Genomic DNA, 16,269 nt, shown 5'->3' on the forward strand with positions numbered 1-16,269 from the left:
ACAGCTCCTTCAAAATTAAAGACTTAGGCCTCCTGTTGCAGGGAGGCCTTTTTTATTTTCCGCACTTCCGGGTTGTAAGTTTTGCTTATTGCTACTATTATTATTACATTTGACTAAATATAAATTTAGGCTAGTCTAAAATAATAGTTATAGCAAGCAAAAAGTATAGGCATGAAAAAATGGTTTTACGCAGTAATAGGTTGTTGTTTGGTTACCGGGCTCTATGCCCAATCTGGCGGCGTTAGCGGCATCGTACGCGATAAAAGCAATGGGGAGATATTGCCCGGGGCTACGGTAGTAGCAGCCGGGCAAAAAGTGGTAACGGGCAGGGACGGGCGTTTCGTTATTGCCGGTACAGAGGGCCTTACCGGGCCGGTGATCGTGACCATGGTGGGGTATAAAGCAGATACGATCAATCGGTATGATGCCGGCAAAACCCTCGTGGTTCTATTGGAAACAGCGGCCGGCGTACTAACGGATGTGGTGATAACAGGCACCATGAAGGCGGTATCAAAATCATCCAGCCCGGTACCGGTGGAAGTGTATACCCCGCAATTCTTCCGGCGCAATCCCACACCTTCTCTTTTTGATGCCTTGCAGCAGGTGAATGGCGTACGGCCGCAACTGAACTGCAATGTTTGTAATACGGGCGATATTCATATTAACGGATTGGAAGGTCCTTATACGATGGTACTGATAGATGGCATGCCCATTGTGAGCAGCCTTTCTACGGTCTATGGCCTTTCGGGTATTCCCAACTCCCTGGTGGAAAGGATCGAAGTGGTAAAAGGGCCGGCCTCCTCCCTGTATGGTTCGGAAGCCATTGGCGGACTGATCAATGTGATCACGAAGAACCCTGCCAAAGCGCCGCTGGTATCGGTAGATGTATCGTCCACTACCTGGAATGAATACAATGTAGATGCGGCTGTTAAGTACAAGCCTTCCAGGAAGGTGACCGCCTTACTGGGTGTTAATTATTTCAACTTCACCAAACGGTTTGATAAGAATGATGACAACTTCACGGATGTGACCCTGCAGAACCGGATCTCGCTGTTTAATAAGTATAGCTTTCAGCGGAAAGAGAAACGGGCCGCCAATGTAGCCGTGCGTTATGTATATGAGGACCGCTGGGGCGGGGATATGCGCTGGAATAAAAGTTTCCGGGGAGGGGACAGTATTTATGCAGAAAGTATTTATACCTCCCGGCTGGAGCTGATCGGCAATTACCAGTTGCCCGTAAAGGAACCTTTATTGTTCTCTTATTCTTTTAATACCCATACCCAGCGTTCCGTATATGGCACTACGCATTATAACGCTTTGCAGCAGGTGGCTTTCGGGCAACTGACCTGGGACAGATCCCTGAACAGGCACGACCTGCTGGCCGGGGCTGTATTCCGCTATACGTATTATGATGATAATACCCCGGCTACCCATGATGCGGTGAACCACAAGAACGATCCTGAGCGTACCCCCCTGCCGGGTTTCTTTTTGCAGGATGAGATAGCCCTGAATAACCGGCAAAAGTTATTATTGGGGGCCCGGTGGGACTATCACCCGGTGCATGGACATATTTTTACGCCGCGCGCCGCCTGGAAGTTTTCTCCTACGGCCAATGATATTATCAGGCTGAATGCCGGCACCGGCTTCCGGGTGGTGAACCTGTTTACGGAAGACCATGCAGCCCTTACCGGCGCCCGTACGGTGGTGATTGAGGGTGAACTGAAGCCGGAACGCAGTTATAATGTGAACCTGAATTATGTAAAGAAGATCTATGCGGCCAATTTCTGGTTGAACATCGATGCATCGGTATGGTATACCCATTTCACCAACCGCATATTGCCCGATTACCTCAGCAATCCCAATGAAATACGGTACAGTAACCTGAAAGGCTATTCTGTTTCGCAGGGCGCGAGTGTCAATGCGGAATTTGGCTTTACATCCTCGCTGCGGGGACATATTGGCGTCACCCGGCAGGATGTAACGATTGTAGAAAAAGTTGCCGGGAAAAAGGAACGTACCCAACAGTTGCTGACAGAAAAATGGAGTGGCAATTGGTCATTATCTTATACATTCCGTTCAGGTGGTTGGGTGATAGATTATACAGGTAACATCTATGGACCTATGTTGCTGCCCCTGTTATCGGACCTCGATCCGCGTCGTGCTAAATCGCCGGTGTGGAGTATCCAGAATATTCAACTTACCAAGAAGCTCAAAGGAGGTGTAGAAATATATGGTGGTATCAAGAACCTGCTGAACTGGACACCGGCCAGGAATACCCCTTTCCTGATCGCCCGTTCCAATGACCCGTTTGATAAACAGGTGACCTACGATAATAACGGGCAGGTAATAGCCACCCCTGAGAACCCTTATGCACTTACTTTTGATCCCAATTATGTATATGCTCCCAACCAGGGGATGCGGGGATTCCTGGGTGTAAGGTGGACGCTGCAGTAGTTTCGCGTTTCGCGTTTTGGGTTTCGGGTTGCTGCCGCGCTTTGGGATGGCTGATATTTACCGGATGCCAATCTCTTTGCTTCCGTTGCAGATGACTGCAGTGCGATCTGTTACCTATAGTCATGTTGTTGCACTTAAAGAACCCGGAACCCTGAACGCCAAACCCGGAACTGTATTACAGTATTTCAAGATCTGCAAATGAAATAGGCTTGATCAGTACTTCGTACGAAAAACCGGGGATATTGGGGAAGGTAGGGGGATAGCCGCTCATGAGAAAGAGGCGCAGGGATGGGTTTACGTGCAGGAAGCTTTCTACTTTGGTCCAGCCGATACCGTCGGGTAAGTTATTATCAAGAAATAAAATATCTGGTAACACTTCTTCCATTTTGATCAGTCCTTCCTGCAGGGTAGCGGCGCTGTATACGTCATAATTCTTCCGGACAAAATAAGACTTCATTAGTAAACACAGGTCGGACTCGTCATCAATGATCAATATCTTTTTTTTGTTCGTCAACACCAGTTTATTGTGGTTTAACAAGTAACGTAAAATTTGACCGGATAGTGTGTGGATTATTTTCCACGGATTCCGGTGGCCAATGGGCGGCATTCTTTTTACGAACTAAAATATCATTCCATCATCTAAAACTATTTAAAATGACTACAACAACAAAAGTATTCTTAGGTATTGTAGGCGCCGCCGCCGCAGGTGTAGTAATTGGCATGTTGATAGCTCCCGATAAAGGTAGTGAGCTGCGCAAGAAGATCAAGGATAATTGCAGTGACTGGGCCGGTCAACTGTCTGACCTGTTCCATCAGGGTAAAGAGAAGGTCGATGACCTGGCTGCAGAAGCCGGTAACAAATATAGAGGGTAAAGGAAACCCGCAGATAAGTTATAAAAAGACCAGCTATGCGGCAATCAACAGAAGATATAAAATATACTGAAGTGAAAGACCCCAACGTCAGCGATAACCTGGCCGATAATGTTATAGACTTCCTTGAAACTTACTACAAGCTTACCTTAGTGAATATCACTGATAAAGTATCAGGGGTGGCATCATCGGTCGTGGCATTTATGGCCATATTTATTATTGGCATTTTTGTGATCCTCTTTATTGGTCTGGCGCTGGGCGTGTGGCTGGGTCAGTTACTGAACAGTGCTATCGCAGGCTATTTCCTGGTAGCTGGTCTTTTTTTACTGGCCATGTTAATCATATGGGCCTTCCGCAAAAAGCTTACGGCCGGTTTCCGGAATTTTATTATCCGCAAAGTGTATGAATAAACCGATGATCAGAACGTATGATGACCTGCTGCAGGAAAAAGCACGTTTGCGCATTCAACTGGATGCGCAGAAAGCTGAACTGAATGGCAGGATCAGGGACCTCAAAGAGAAATTGGCGCCGGTAGGAAGCATCTTGTCTGCCATAGGTGGCATTACGGCTATGGGAGCCGCCAATCCTGTGCTAAAAACAGGCGTAGGACTTGCGGTGGATATATTCCTGAAAAAGAAATTATTCAAAAATAGCGGCCTTATAACCGGTTTGCTGGGCAGTTTCGTGGTACGGAATGTAGCTACCAAGGTAGTGGGAGGCGCTGTGGGGTTATTGATAGGCAAGCTGGTCAAAAAACTGGCCAGCCGCAAATCGCCTAAATCCCCGGGTCCTGCTACGCAGGAATAGAGGCTGTATTGAACCAGTAACTCCTGATCTCCTGGATCACCCGCACCAGCGCATCAAAGCTTACCGGTTTTACAACGTAGGTGTTGGCGCCCAGTTCATAACAGCGCCTGATCTCATTCTCGTTCTTGGTAGTGGTAAAAATAATGACGGGGATCTTTTTTAATTCAGGGTGTTGCTTGATCTCTTTCAATACTTCGCGCCCATCCTTTTTGGGCATGTTCAGATCGAGCAGGATAAATCCGGGGTACTGGATATCCAACGTCTTTTTCTGCATAATACCCGAGAGGTATTCAATCAGCTCAATCCCATTTTCTACAAATTCCAGGGTGTCGGTAAACCCATTTTCCTCGAATGCCGTCTGTAATAAAAAACGATCATCTGCATCATCTTCAGCGATGAGGATAAATAGTTTCTGCATAGCGTTGGCGATACATTTTACGCAAATGTAGAGAAAGGTGCCCTAAACCCATTACAAACCAATAAATTCCTGATCAAATTTTTATGAATGGGCGGGGCCTTTTCGGAAAATACGGTCCTTCCAGTTTGACAGGCGGCTACCGCTTCACCTGCACCCATACCAGGGTATTCCGGCCTGGCGGTTTCTGTAGAGCTACCGGTTCATTTAGCGATGGCGTGGGGAATGTTTTCCCGGCCCGCAAAGCGGTATGCGGCGGTATGGTTTTTTAGCCTGTTTACTAAGAGATCCTTTGAAAAAAGCAGGGCTCCAGGCCCTGGAATAGGCTGCGGGACCACCAGTCCCTGCCTGTCATGTTTAAACCTAAATTTTTCTTTATGAGCACACAAGATCCAAAAATAAAAAAAGTGAAACCCGATAAAGCCAACAAGCCAGGTGCTACAGAAAAGCCTGGTGAACGGTGGCAGCCTGATCCGCAAAGCCCGAAGAGCAGGGCTTTTGACCAGGGGCTTTCCAACAATTCCAATACACAAACCGGTACGGCCCAAAGTGGTTATGACGAAACGAATCCCAAACAGCCCGGCGGTAAACAACAGCAACAACCTAAGGTAACCAACCAGGAGAATGCTATTACCAATAGCGAAGAGCAGAACAACCCCCAAACACCTCCTATGAAAAGTGGGCTTTAACACCATACCTTTTTTTTCGCGGCGGACGTTGATTTGGTTGTTTTAACCCGGCAGCAAGCACTGCCGGGTTTTTCTTTGTCATGAATTGATGTCAGGCTGAGCTTGTCGAAGCCCCCCTTCGACAAGCTCAGGGTGACATAATAAAAAAAGTACAGTGGGTGTACTGTACTTTTTTATGAAAAAGGTTTAATTGGCTACTCCACATTCTTTGCTTGTCCGGGCATTACTGATACCAGGAACAAAACACTAAAGATGAAGAACAGAATTTTGGCAATAGACGTAAATCCGGCTATAACACCGCCAAATCCGACTAAGCCTGCAATGACAGCAATCAGGAGAAAAATGCCGCTCCATCGTAACATATTCATTTGATTTAATTGTTTACAATGGATCAAACTCCTTCGCTTTGAATATCGGTTCCATAAGAAACAATGGCAGCTTTCTTTTTGCTGGTTCTTCCAGCACTGCTGGTTTATTCAAGGGTGCCGGAAGGGTACTTTGACCCGTTGCTGGTTTATACTTTCTTACTGGTTCAAAACTGGTCTTAATAAACTGCCGGATACGAAGCCGCCTCTGCCTGGTGTGAACAGCGTCTTTCATTCGCATAATAATAGTTGTGTAGGACTATTATCATAAAACTAATGCCCGTTCTTATTAACGTAAAAGGCATAGAAGATGAGTATCCCATTCTACAAATAAATTGCAGCATGTGGCCGATTGATGTTAAACAGTCAATCAATAAAAGAACTACCCGCTAAGGTGTTGTTGAATAAGGCCGGCCGCTTCTTCCAGTATCCAAATGGAAACGGAACTGCCATTTACGAGGAACGTTGCTTTACCATGTTCATCTGCTGTGAGCTTTTCTTGCCGGTTACCGGTGATATCGGTAAATGTTTTATGCGCGAAACGATCTCCCAGTTCCATGACCTTGTTCCCCTCACTTCCGGTGCTTAGTAATACGGCGCAACCGGAAAACGCTTTCTCTTCTATTCCTCTTCTTATCCAGCCAACGGTATTAGGATGGTCAAAATAGTCGTACTCCTCACCATAAGCGAGCAATTGGCGTACCACCATCATTTTATCCAATCCCGGGACCGGCACTATCTCAATAGGGATCTTTTCTTCTCCTTTCTGTATATCATACTTAGCGCCATACAGATGTGGGTAAAAGATACAAGGGAATCCCTTGCCCCTTAATAAGATAAGTGCATACGCCAATGGCTGGAACCAATAGTCGACATACGATTCCAGCGACTGGCCGGGCTGACTGTCATGGTTGTCGACAAAAGTGAAACTACTGTCGGGCAGTTCCTTCAGCACCGTGTTGTCAAAGATGCTGCGAATATCATAATCATTTTTCTTTTGCGCTGCATTGCAAAAGTTAAAATGCAACGGTACGTCATACATCAGTGATTGTTTGCCCAATGCGTTGCAATAATTAATAATAGCGTCTGTTTTAGTACTCCAGTATTCCGCTATACAAAAAAAGTCCTTTTTGAATGTATCTTTCAGGTAATGCAGCCATTCCTGGAAGAAGCGGTAATTGATGTGTTTGACGGCATCCAGGCGAAAGCCATCAATATTGGTTGTCTGGATATACCACTCTCCCCATTTCTTCACTTCTTCCCGTACAAAAGGATTCCTGAAGTCAATGTCGGCGCCCATGAGGTAATCAAAATTGCCCATTTCATCATCCAGCATCTGGTCCCAGTTATCCCCCATATTGTGCTGGATAAGAAAGATCCTTTCGCGGTTATCCATTTGCTCACTAACACCGGTGAAGGAATCCTTGTCCCATATAAAATTGGAATATTTACCTTTCCGGCCGGGGAAAGTAAACTTCGTATGGGCTTCAATTTCTACGATCTTGTCCGACATTTCCTTGCGGTTTTCAATGTTTACCTCCCGTGCTCCCATTTTTTCTGTTTCATCTGCGCCGTGTTTATGGTTCAGTACAATGTCGGCTATAGCCTGTAGCTGGTGTTCATGCAAGGCATTGATACAATCAATATATTGGTCTTTGGTGCCGTGGCGGGTGCGTACCGTGCCTTGCTGGTCAAATTCGCCCAGGTCGAAAAGGTCATACACTGCATAGCCTGGTTCCCAGGTTCCGCGGGCAGATTTATAAGCGGGGGGAAGCCATACATGGGTAATGCCCAGCTTCGCCAACCGGGCGGCCTGCTCTTTACAATGGTTCCAGAGATTCCCATCATCCGGATAATTCCAGTGAAAGAACTGGAACATGGTGGGGTTGTTCATATACTATACTGTGTTTTATTTTCATTAATAAAAGGTGGGCCACCCTTGCAGCCCGGCAAAGCCGCGCTGCAGGGCGACTCACCTTAGTATTTTATCTGCCGGATATACAATCCCCGTTTGCCGCCTGATGGCATCCAGGGTATCCATTACATCCAGGCTGAACCGGTGACAATGCTTGTTGCTATACAGTTTATGTTGCCGCACGCAGCGGTACACTTCTTCTGCTTCATACTGCAACCCGTGGCCTTCCCAGGCACAAGGGTACTGTTGTTCGCCTCCTTCATAACTGGTAACCCGAATGCCGGATGGTTTTTCATTCCAGGGCGTACCGATATGGATGCTGCCTGTTTCGCCATAAATAGTGGCTTTCCGGGCAGTTTCGGTCACCAGCGATGATTCTATAAAAGCATAACTACCGTTATGATAGCTCAGTACGGCTGCACAGGCTTCATCTATTTGTTTATCCGACAAGCGGGCTGTTGCCTGTATGGTGGCAGGTTTGCCCAGCAGGAGATGGGTAAGGAAAACAGGGTAGATGCCCAGGTCGAGCAGGGATCCGCCGCCTAATACCGGGTTGAAGTAGCGGCTTCCGGGATCGTAGGGGGCTTTATAGCTCATATCCGCTTTCACGGAGATGATCTTTCCGATGGTATTGCTTTCTATCAGGGATAGCAGCTTCCCGATACTGGGCAGGAAACGGATCCACATACCTTCCATCAAAAAGGTTTGGTGTTGGGCAGCGGCCTCCACCATTTCTTTTGCCTGGCGGCTATTCATGGCCAAAGGTTTTTCACAGAGTACAGGCATCCTGTGTTGAAGGCAATGAAGGGTTTCCGAATAGTGTAAGGGGTGAGGCGTAGCGATATATACCGCATCAATATGCGCCTGATTGGTAAAGTCATTAATGGCTGAAAAATATTGGGGAGCGTCTTCTTTCCGGGCAAAGGCTGCTGCCTTATCCAGGTTGTGCGAAAGTACAGCACCCACCCGGTGCCGGGCAGTTTTGATAAGGTCCAGGTCGTGCGCAAACTCAGTGGCGATATTGCCGGGACCAATAATACCCCAGGTAAATGTGTCCATCAGTAACAGAAGACAACACTTATACCATTGGTCTTTGTGGATTTTGATCTACAAGCTTAATCAGGTACGGGAAAATACAATTGAAACACGGCGCCTTCTCCTGCAGTGCCCATGGCTACCACATTGCCACCGTGGTTGATCATGATACGCTGTACCATGGGCAAACCGATGCCTTTGCTTTGGTAAAAGCCCGGCTGGGCTTCCAACTTCTGGAAGAGGTAGAACATCTTGTCTACATACTTATTGTCGAAGCCCATGCCGTTATCAGCAATGCTGATCTTGTAATACATCGTGCCGCCGAAAACAGACAGTATCTTATTGCTGATCTTATTGCCGGTAATGGCTTCATGGGTAATGGTGATAACAGGCGCCACCTCCTTACGGGAAAACTTGATGGAGTTATCGATCAACTGTTCAAATAAGATCGCCAGTTGGGAGGGGATCCCTTTAATAACGGGAAGGGTATTGGTGATGATCAGCTTACCCTGTTTGAGCGTCAGTTTCTCATCCATATTTTCCGCTACTTTCAGCAATACATAATTCAGGTCTACCTGCATGAGTGTTTCCTGTGTATTGATAAGGCTCGAATATTTGACCATATCCCGGGTAAGGCCATGCATGTGCCGGGCGGCCGTATCCATTTTGCCCAACAGCATATTCACTTCTTCCGGCAGTTGTTTATAACGGGTGGTTACCTGGTTGGAGAAGGTCTGGATCTTCCGCAGTGGTTCCTGCAGGTGATGGGAGGCAATATTGGTCAATTGTTCCAGTTCGGCATTGGCGCGGTTAAGGCTACCTACCTGTTGTTGTAGTTGTAGCTGGAATTCGAGCCTTTTCCTGAGCTCACGGATAATGAAGAAAAAGGAAATGATGAGGCAGGCCGCGGCAAAAACAAAGGTGGCATACAGGAAATTGGGGGTATTACGCTGGCCGCTTTCCTTCAGCGAATCACGCGCTGTCTTGGTGCGTTCCTCTGTTTCCTGCAATTTATCATACAACTGCCGGTAGTCGGTCATCACTACTTTGGCTTCCAGCAGCCGGTGCGGTAAATTGTCTTCATCTATCTTCAGCGCGGCTTTGGAAATATTCGTCTTCAGTAACCTCAACCGGTCGGCCACCAGGGTCTGCAGCCTGATGAGGTTTACCCGCTGATCGTTGCTGGTAAGAGGCGACTTCCGGAGACGCTCTATAATGCCGGGGATCCTGGTTATTTGATCAAGGGCAGGGGACAGGTACGAGCTGTCGCGGGTAAGCATAAACCCCTGTTCACTGTTAATAGCGTCCTTTAAATAGGAATCCACTTCACTCAGCAGGAACATGGTTTCATAATTGTGTTCTACTTCATTCGATACCTGGGCAGCATCCATTAAGCGTTTGTAAAAAAGCACTGATAATGCGGTGAGTATACCGAAGGACAGAATAAAAAGCGCATAGATATATTGAAACCTGAATTTCATAGACGATGTTCCTCAAATTGTGTAATTTGTTCTACAGTTTGGTGGAGTTGTCAGGCGGGGTAAAGGGGGCAAAAAATTGCCAGGAGACAGTAAAATACAGCATTTACGCAGTTTTTGATCAAAAATTATTTTTTGGAGTAAGGCTTGTAGTATACTACCTACAAATCTTTTCAACATGATCCATCAACACCTTACACAGAAACAGCAGGTGCGCATATTGCCTCAACAGATCCAACTGTTGAACCTATTCCACCTCAACACGCTGGAGCTGGAACATCGTATTGAGCAGGAGATTGAAGAAAATCCTTTGCTGGAGGAGACCAAAAACGATGACAGCGTGGCAAAAGATGAAAAAGAAGCTGTACAGGACTTTGCCGACTGGGAAGAATTTGGTTATGACGATATCCCGGATTACAAGACAGAGTATGCCAATTATTTTTCAGGAGAGGACATTCCGGAGCGCCCGCTGGTGCAAACGGCTGATTTCCGGCAGCAACTGAAGGAGCAGTGCCGCCTGCTCTTATTGGAGGAACAGGAGTTTTCACGCGCCTGTTACATCATTGATTCCCTGAATGAGAACGGTATGCTGGAGCAGGACCTGCCTGGCCTGGCAGAAGACATGTCGTTCAAATACGGCGAGTGGATAGAGGGACCCGCCCTGGAAGGCCTGTTAAAAACGATCCAGAGCCTGGACCCGCCGGGTGTAGGCGCCCGGGATATACGGGAATGCTTATTGTTACAACTGGAGCGGATGAATACGGCAAGGCCCGACGTGGCGGCCGCCCTTAAACTGATCCGGGACCATTATACCGATCTCAAGAACCGCCAACTGGAAAAAGTACGGGAAAGCCTGCGGCTGGATGAAGATGAGTTCAGGATCGTATTGGAACTGGTAGCCTCCCTGCAATTGCAGCCCATTAACACACGCCTGGAAGAGCCGGTAGCCAAGAACTATATTATTCCCGATTTCATTATTACGGTAGAAGGAGACAATATTGAGGTATCACTGGCCCGGCAACGTTCTGCCTCCCTGCACATCAACCATGCCTGGATGGAAACGGTAAAAAGCCAGTGCGCTAAAAAGGATAAAGCGGCGGAGCAATACATGAAGAGCAAGCTGCAGGCGGCAGAATGGTTTGTATCGGCCATACAACAACGGGAGAGTACTATGCTGAAGATCATGAAGACCATCGTAAAATGGCAGTATGAGTTTTTCAAGGAAGGCGATCACCTCTTATTACGGCCCATGATCTTAAAGAACATTGCCCAGGAAATAGGCGTTGATATTTCTACGGTATCACGCATTACCAGTAATAAGTACGCTGCAACGCCTTTTGGTAATATCCTGCTGAAAGACCTGTTTTCAGAAGGTATGCCCAATGTGGAAGGAGAAGTCATCAGTAACCGCATCATCCAGTTTGCGCTGGAAGAAGCGATTGCCGCGGAAGATAAAAAATCACCTTTCACCGACCACCAACTGGTGGTGGTACTGGCCAGGAAAGGCTATAAGATCGCCCGCAGAACAGTGGCCAAATACCGGGAACTATTAAGGATTCCAACCGCCCAGATGCGGGCCCTGTGGCGGTAAACCCTATTGATAACGTTAAAAAAAATCGATTAAACACCACCAACGTTAAACCCATATATATGCCTAAAATATTAGTGATTGATGACGATCGCGATATCTGCTTCCTGATGAATAAGTTTCTTACCAAGCATGGTTATGAGACCCATGAATCTTACACGGCAAAGAAAGCGCTGGAACTGCTGGAGCAAGTAACCGACTTCGACCTGGTATTGTGCGATTACAGGCTGGAAGGGGTGGATGGCAAAACCATGCTACTGAAAATTAAGGAGAAGTATCCTTCCCTGCCGGTGATCATCATTACGGGCTATAACGACCTGAAGACGGCTGTGGACGTTATGAAGATGGGCGCTTATGACTATGTCACCAAACCTTTGTTCCCGGAAGAGATATTGAATACGATACAGGCCGCGCTGAATACCACTGCCACACCGCCGCCTGTCGCCCCCGCTGTACGTAGCTCCGGCAACGGTGTTTCTGCAGTGGATAACCACAATGACAAAAAGAAATCCTTTACGGCCAACGGCGATTACATCTTTGGCACCAGCGCTGTATTCCAGCAGATCATGGACCAGATCATCCTGGTGGGGCCAACGGATTACAGTGTGATCATTTATGGGGAAAGCGGCAGCGGCAAGGAAGCCATTGCCCAGGAGATCCACAAACGCAGCAAGCGCAGTAATTACCCTTTTATCGCTATTGACTGCGGGGCACTTTCCAAAGAACTGGCCGGCAGCGAATTGTTTGGCCATGAAAAGGGGGCATTCACCGGCGCCATCAACCAGAAGGCCGGCAGTTTTGAACTGGCCAATGGCGGCACCATCTTCCTCGATGAAATTGCCAACCTCTCTTACGAGATACAGGTGTCCTTACTGCGGGTGATCCAGGAAAGAAAAATGCGCAGGGTAGGCGGCACCAAAGACATTCCCCTCGACGTACGGATCCTGATTGCCAGTAATGAAAAGCTGTGGGATTCTGCCCAGAAGGGAAAATTCCGGGAAGACCTTTTCCATCGCTTCAATGAGTTTACCATTGAAGTGCCGCCCTTACGGCAGCGCCGGGAAGACATTATGGTATTTGCCCGTCACTTCCTGCATAAAGCCAATGAAAGCCTGCATAAAAGGATCAGGGGTTTTTCGCCCGAAGTGGAAGAGATCTTTAAGAACTATGTATGGCATGGTAACCTGCGCGAGCTCAAGAATGTGGTAAAAAGGGCGGCCCTGCTTACCGATGGTGATTATGTGGAAGACCGCAGTCTGCCATTTGAGATCAGCAATTACCATAAGCTGTTATTTGAGCACAATAATGAAATGGTAGCAGAACCTGTTACCACTGCCCTGCCTGTGCGGGAAACCATGGCTACCGCTCCTGCTGCCAGGAGGCCATTCAGTGAAAACAGCCTCAAGGAGGCTTCTATTGACCTTGAATACGAAATGATCCTGAAAGCACTTAAGGAAACGAATTTCAATAAGAGTAAAGCGGCCCGGTTGCTGAATATAGACCGGAAAACATTGTATAATAAAATTAAGTTGTATCAGGAGTTGAATAACCGCTAAAGCAAAACCATGATCGTTGAAGAAAGCAGCCATATAAGTAAGCTCCAGGAGCTGTTTAATGATACGGAGGAGTTGTTGCAATTTGGTACCTGGCAGTGGGATGTGGCTACCGATAAAATATCCTGGTCCGAAGGCATGTTCCGCATTATGGGATATGACAGAGAAACCGCCCCCCAGTTATCCGATGAATTCTACCTGTCGCATGTGCACCCTTCCGATGCAGAAGAACTGCGGCATATACGTAGCAATGCCATTGCCACGAAAACTCCTTTTGAATACACTTATCGCATTACTACCCATCAGCACCAGCAACGCATCATTAATATTAAAATGAAGTTTGTGCTGGACAATCAGGGAGAAGTGGTGAAAGGGGTAGCTATCAACCGGGATGTAACAGAAAAAACGCAGATGCTGCATGACCTCATGCATTATAAACGTGTTATGGGGCAGAAGGAAGAGTTTCTCAATGTCGGCAACTGGGAGCTGGAACTGGCCACCAATAAAATGACCTGGTCCGACGGTATGTTCCAGTTGCTGGGATATGGGGCACAGGACAAAAAACATGAAATAGACCTGTTTGAATTTTACCGCCTGCACATGCAGCCGGAAGAGGTAAAAAAAGCCAATAATGCCATACAGGAGGTGTTAACCACCGGTGAAACCTATGTGCGGCAGTCTACGCTTATTACCAGGGAGGGGGCGTTGAAATCGGTAGAAGTATTTGGTAAAGTGCTGAAAGACCAGCAGGGTAAGCCGGCTAAAATACTGGGCACGGTAAGGGATGTGACCAGGCTCAAGGAATATGAACAAGAGCTGGAAATAAAAGTACAGGCGCTGAACCGCTCTAACCAGGAGTTGGAAGAGTTTGCTTATGTGGCTTCGCATGACCTGCAGGAGCCCCTGCGTAAGCTGACCACTTTTGGGGAGCGGTTAAAAAATAAGTGTGCCGATCAATTGTCGGAAGAAGGTACCCAATACCTTGGCCGTATGATGGCTTCGGCAGAGAATATGCGCATCCTGATCGATAACCTGCTGGAGTTTTCCAGGGTTACCCGCGCCCAGAACCTTTTTGAACGGAAGGACCTGAATGAGATTGTACAGGAAGTATTGCAGGACCATGACTTTGATGGAGAAGATCCTAAAACGGAGGTACTGGTGCAGGACCTGCCTTCTGTAGAAATGATAGAACCGCAGATCAAACAGCTTTTCAATAACCTGCTCAGTAATGCGTTTAAATTCCGCCGCAAGGATACCGTACCCATGATCAGTATCAAAAGTGAAAGACTGACCAAAACAGAAAAGGATAAGCTCAAGTTGCGCAATGGTAATTTGTATTACAAGATCATGGTGACTGACAACGGTATTGGCTTTGAGGAAACCTACCGGGAAAAGATCTTCCAGTTATTTCAGCGCCTGCATGGCAAAGCAGAATACCCTGGCTCGGGCCTGGGACTGGCCATTTGCCGCAAGATCACCGATAATCATAAGGGGTTGATCATGGCTTCCAGCACACCCGGACATGGCTCTACTTTCTCCATTATCCTGCCTGAGACCCAGGCATTGTAAACTTTATCTGATGTTTATTACCGCCGAGCCGATACGTATTCTGATTGTAGATGATGATGAAGATGACTTCTTTATCACCGACAGCGTTATTAAAGACATTAGCGGCGGCAACTTTATTGTGCACTGGTGTTACAAGTATACTGAAGCGCTGGACCATATTTGCCATAAGCGGTACGACCTTTATTTCATCGATTATTTCCTGGGCGCCAAAACCGGTCTTGACCTGTTGCGGGAAGCGGTGGAACGGGATTGCGAAGCCCCGATGATCCTGCTCACCGGTAAGGGCAATCATGCGTTGGATATAGAAGCCATGCGTGTAGGGGCCGCTGACTACCTTACCAAACCGGAGCTGACCGTTGAAAAGATGGAGCGGTGTATCCGTTATTCCATGGAGAAAGCGCGGTCGCTGAAAGCCTTGCGGGATAATGAGCTTAAATACCGTAATATCTTTGAGCGCTCCAAAGATGCCATCTTCCTGGCAGATACCTCCCTGCAGTTCATTACTGTAAACATGGCCACTTCCAGTCTGCTGGGGTATACGGCAGAAGAGTTATCCAATATGACCTTTTATGATCTGATGCCGGAAGAAAAGGAGGCTGAGTCATTACGGGAATTAATAAAAACCGGGGAAGTGGATGATGTGGAAACCGACCTGCTGAACAAGAACGGGGAAGAACGCACCTGTATTTTTTCCGCCACCATTATTGAACGGCCTGATGGTACGCACTATGTACAGGGCATTTTGCACGATATTACGGGCTTGCGTAAAGCAGAGAAATCGGTACTCATGGCCGAAAAGCTGGCCGCCACCGGCCGGCTGGCCCGCACCCTGGCGCATGAGATCAGGAACCCGCTGACCAATATCCATCTCTCGCTCGATCACCTGCGTACCAGCGATATCTCAGAAGCACAGCTTAATTATTTTGGTATCATTCAGCGCAATGCCAAACGCATCGGCGCCATCATTTCAGAACTGCTGGATACAGCCCGGCCTTCCGATATGATCCTGCAAAATACTTCCCTGCAGGACATACTGGATGAAAGCATCACGGCAGCCATGGACAGGATTGTGCTGAAGAACATCAAACTGCAGATCCGCTACCCGGAGCATATCTTATTTATACCGGCTGATAAAGACAAACTCAAAATTGCCTTTCTCAATATCATCATCAATGCGGTGGAAGCCATGGAGGAGGAGCAAGGCCGGCTGGAAGTGGTCGTGATCAATCATCCCCATGCCTGTGAAGTACGCATTACCGACAACGGAACAGGTATCTCGGAAGAGAACCTGCAACGGCTTTTTGAACCTTATTTTACCTCTAAAAGGAATGGGCTTGGCCTTGGCCTGGCCGCCACGCTCAATATATTGCAGGCGCACCATGCACAGGTAGATGTACATTCTGTCATGGGCGTGGGTACCAGCTTTGTGATCATGTTCAGGCATAAATCCAGGGAGCCTTTCCCGCAAGGCGGGGGCTCTACTGCAGGAGATGCGGCAGAGAAGAAATTGTCATCCTGAGCATAAATAAAA

The 16,269-nt window shown here is 47.5% G+C and carries 15 protein-coding genes; 9 read left to right on the forward strand and 6 right to left on the reverse strand.

Features of this window, described 5'->3' with window-relative positions; genetic code table 11:
- The first annotated feature begins 171 nt into the window (after nt 1-171).
- Nucleotides 172-2,454, forward strand: a complete 2,283-nt coding sequence (locus HB364_RS33100) for a TonB-dependent receptor (protein ID WP_167288269.1) — start codon at nt 172-174, stop codon at nt 2,452-2,454.
- A gap of 175 nt (nt 2,455-2,629) precedes the next feature.
- On the opposite strand, the gene HB364_RS12260 is transcribed toward HB364_RS33100, so the two are convergent.
- On the reverse strand, nt 2,630-2,971 hold the full coding sequence (locus HB364_RS12260; protein WP_167288270.1) for a response regulator: 342 nt from the start codon (nt 2,969-2,971) through the stop codon (nt 2,630-2,632).
- Nucleotides 2,972-3,108: 137 nt separating this feature from the next.
- Between HB364_RS12260 and HB364_RS12265 the strand changes: the two genes are divergently transcribed.
- The 3 genes from HB364_RS12265 to HB364_RS12275 are packed head-to-tail and all read left to right on the forward strand — an operon-like array spanning nt 3,109 to nt 4,131.
- Nucleotides 3,109-3,327, forward strand: coding sequence for a YtxH domain-containing protein (locus HB364_RS12265; RefSeq protein WP_167288271.1), 219 nt, complete (start codon nt 3,109-3,111; stop codon nt 3,325-3,327).
- A 35-nt stretch (nt 3,328-3,362) separates the two neighbouring features.
- Nucleotides 3,363-3,734 (forward strand): DUF2207 domain-containing protein, encoded by a 372-nt coding sequence (locus HB364_RS12270; RefSeq protein WP_167288272.1) that lies wholly within the window; start codon nt 3,363-3,365, stop codon nt 3,732-3,734.
- On the forward strand, nt 3,727-4,131 hold the full coding sequence (locus tag HB364_RS12275; protein ID WP_167288273.1) for a hypothetical protein: 405 nt from the start codon (nt 3,727-3,729) through the stop codon (nt 4,129-4,131). Before HB364_RS12270 ends, HB364_RS12275 begins: the two co-directional genes overlap by 8 nt.
- Here HB364_RS12275 and HB364_RS12280 read toward each other — a convergent pair.
- A complete protein-coding gene (locus HB364_RS12280; protein ID WP_167288274.1) occupies nt 4,118-4,549 on the reverse strand; it encodes a response regulator in 432 nt (143 codons plus the stop codon). The two genes, HB364_RS12275 and HB364_RS12280, sit on opposite strands and share 14 nt — an antisense overlap.
- A 374-nt stretch (nt 4,550-4,923) precedes the next feature.
- On the opposite strand from HB364_RS12280, the gene HB364_RS12285 reads away from it, so the two are divergent.
- Complete coding sequence (locus HB364_RS12285) at nt 4,924-5,235, forward strand: hypothetical protein (protein WP_167288275.1); 312 nt, start codon at nt 4,924-4,926, stop codon at nt 5,233-5,235.
- Between the two features lie 194 nt (nt 5,236-5,429).
- On the opposite strand, the gene HB364_RS12290 is transcribed toward HB364_RS12285, so the two are convergent.
- The 4 genes from HB364_RS12290 to HB364_RS12305 form a co-directional block, all read right to left on the reverse strand.
- Complete coding sequence (locus HB364_RS12290; protein ID WP_262889779.1) at nt 5,430-5,603, reverse strand: DUF1328 domain-containing protein; 174 nt, start codon at nt 5,601-5,603, stop codon at nt 5,430-5,432.
- Nucleotides 5,604-5,982: 379 nt separating this feature from the next.
- Nucleotides 5,983-7,494, reverse strand: coding sequence for an alpha-amylase (locus tag HB364_RS12295; protein ID WP_246228476.1), 1,512 nt, complete (start codon nt 7,492-7,494; stop codon nt 5,983-5,985).
- Between the two features lie 78 nt (nt 7,495-7,572).
- The gene (locus HB364_RS12300; RefSeq protein ID WP_167288276.1) at nt 7,573-8,574 is read right to left on the reverse strand and encodes a Gfo/Idh/MocA family protein; all 1,002 of its coding nucleotides are present in this window, start codon (nt 8,572-8,574) and stop codon (nt 7,573-7,575) included.
- A gap of 56 nt (nt 8,575-8,630) precedes the next feature.
- On the reverse strand, nt 8,631-10,031 hold the full coding sequence (locus HB364_RS12305) for a sensor histidine kinase (RefSeq protein WP_167288277.1): 1,401 nt from the start codon (nt 10,029-10,031) through the stop codon (nt 8,631-8,633).
- A 175-nt stretch (nt 10,032-10,206) separates the two neighbouring features.
- Here HB364_RS12305 and rpoN point away from each other — a divergent pair, with 175 nt between their 5' ends.
- The 4 genes from rpoN to HB364_RS12325 are packed head-to-tail and all read left to right on the forward strand — an operon-like array spanning nt 10,207 to nt 16,257.
- Entirely contained in the window at nt 10,207-11,619 is a 1,413-nt protein-coding gene (gene rpoN / locus HB364_RS12310) for an RNA polymerase factor sigma-54 (RefSeq protein ID WP_167288278.1), read from the forward strand.
- Between the two features lie 59 nt (nt 11,620-11,678).
- Nucleotides 11,679-13,172: a sigma-54-dependent transcriptional regulator gene (locus tag HB364_RS12315; RefSeq protein ID WP_167288279.1), complete on the forward strand. Its 1,494-nt coding sequence runs from the start codon at nt 11,679-11,681 to the stop codon at nt 13,170-13,172.
- Nucleotides 13,173-13,181: 9 nt separating this feature from the next.
- The gene (locus HB364_RS12320) at nt 13,182-14,738 is read left to right on the forward strand and encodes a sensor histidine kinase (RefSeq protein WP_167288280.1); all 1,557 of its coding nucleotides are present in this window, start codon (nt 13,182-13,184) and stop codon (nt 14,736-14,738) included.
- 10 nt (nt 14,739-14,748) lie between these two features.
- Complete coding sequence (locus tag HB364_RS12325; RefSeq protein WP_167288281.1) at nt 14,749-16,257, forward strand: hybrid sensor histidine kinase/response regulator; 1,509 nt, start codon at nt 14,749-14,751, stop codon at nt 16,255-16,257.
- The last annotated feature ends 12 nt before the right edge of the window (nt 16,258-16,269 follow it).

It is taken from the genome of Paraflavitalea devenefica (assembly GCF_011759375.1).
In the GTDB taxonomy this organism is placed as follows: Bacteria; Bacteroidota; Bacteroidia; order Chitinophagales; family Chitinophagaceae; genus Paraflavitalea; species Paraflavitalea devenefica.

What these genes read in the sequence shown, in the direction of transcription:
- HB364_RS12305 (WP_167288277.1), bottom strand. Translation starts at nt 10,031, where the DNA reads ATGAAATTCAGGTTTCAATATATCTATGCGCTTTTTATTCTGTCCTTC.
- HB364_RS12270 (WP_167288272.1), top strand. Translation starts at nt 3,363, where the DNA reads ATGCGGCAATCAACAGAAGATATAAAATATACTGAAGTGAAAGACCCC.
- HB364_RS12280 (WP_167288274.1), bottom strand. Translation starts at nt 4,549, where the DNA reads ATGCAGAAACTATTTATCCTCATCGCTGAAGATGATGCAGATGATCGT.
- HB364_RS12290 (WP_262889779.1), bottom strand. Translation starts at nt 5,603, where the DNA reads ATGAATATGTTACGATGGAGCGGCATTTTTCTCCTGATTGCTGTCATT.
- HB364_RS12275 (WP_167288273.1), top strand. Translation starts at nt 3,727, where the DNA reads ATGAATAAACCGATGATCAGAACGTATGATGACCTGCTGCAGGAAAAA.
- HB364_RS12300 (WP_167288276.1), bottom strand. Translation starts at nt 8,574, where the DNA reads ATGGACACATTTACCTGGGGTATTATTGGTCCCGGCAATATCGCCACT.
- HB364_RS12295 (WP_246228476.1), bottom strand. Translation starts at nt 7,494, where the DNA reads ATGAACAACCCCACCATGTTCCAGTTCTTTCACTGGAATTATCCGGAT.
- HB364_RS12320 (WP_167288280.1), top strand. Translation starts at nt 13,182, where the DNA reads ATGATCGTTGAAGAAAGCAGCCATATAAGTAAGCTCCAGGAGCTGTTT.
- HB364_RS33100 (WP_167288269.1), top strand. Translation starts at nt 172, where the DNA reads ATGAAAAAATGGTTTTACGCAGTAATAGGTTGTTGTTTGGTTACCGGG.
- rpoN (WP_167288278.1), top strand. Translation starts at nt 10,207, where the DNA reads ATGATCCATCAACACCTTACACAGAAACAGCAGGTGCGCATATTGCCT.
- HB364_RS12265 (WP_167288271.1), top strand. Translation starts at nt 3,109, where the DNA reads ATGACTACAACAACAAAAGTATTCTTAGGTATTGTAGGCGCCGCCGCC.
- HB364_RS12285 (WP_167288275.1), top strand. Translation starts at nt 4,924, where the DNA reads ATGAGCACACAAGATCCAAAAATAAAAAAAGTGAAACCCGATAAAGCC.
- HB364_RS12325 (WP_167288281.1), top strand. Translation starts at nt 14,749, where the DNA reads ATGTTTATTACCGCCGAGCCGATACGTATTCTGATTGTAGATGATGAT.
- HB364_RS12315 (WP_167288279.1), top strand. Translation starts at nt 11,679, where the DNA reads ATGCCTAAAATATTAGTGATTGATGACGATCGCGATATCTGCTTCCTG.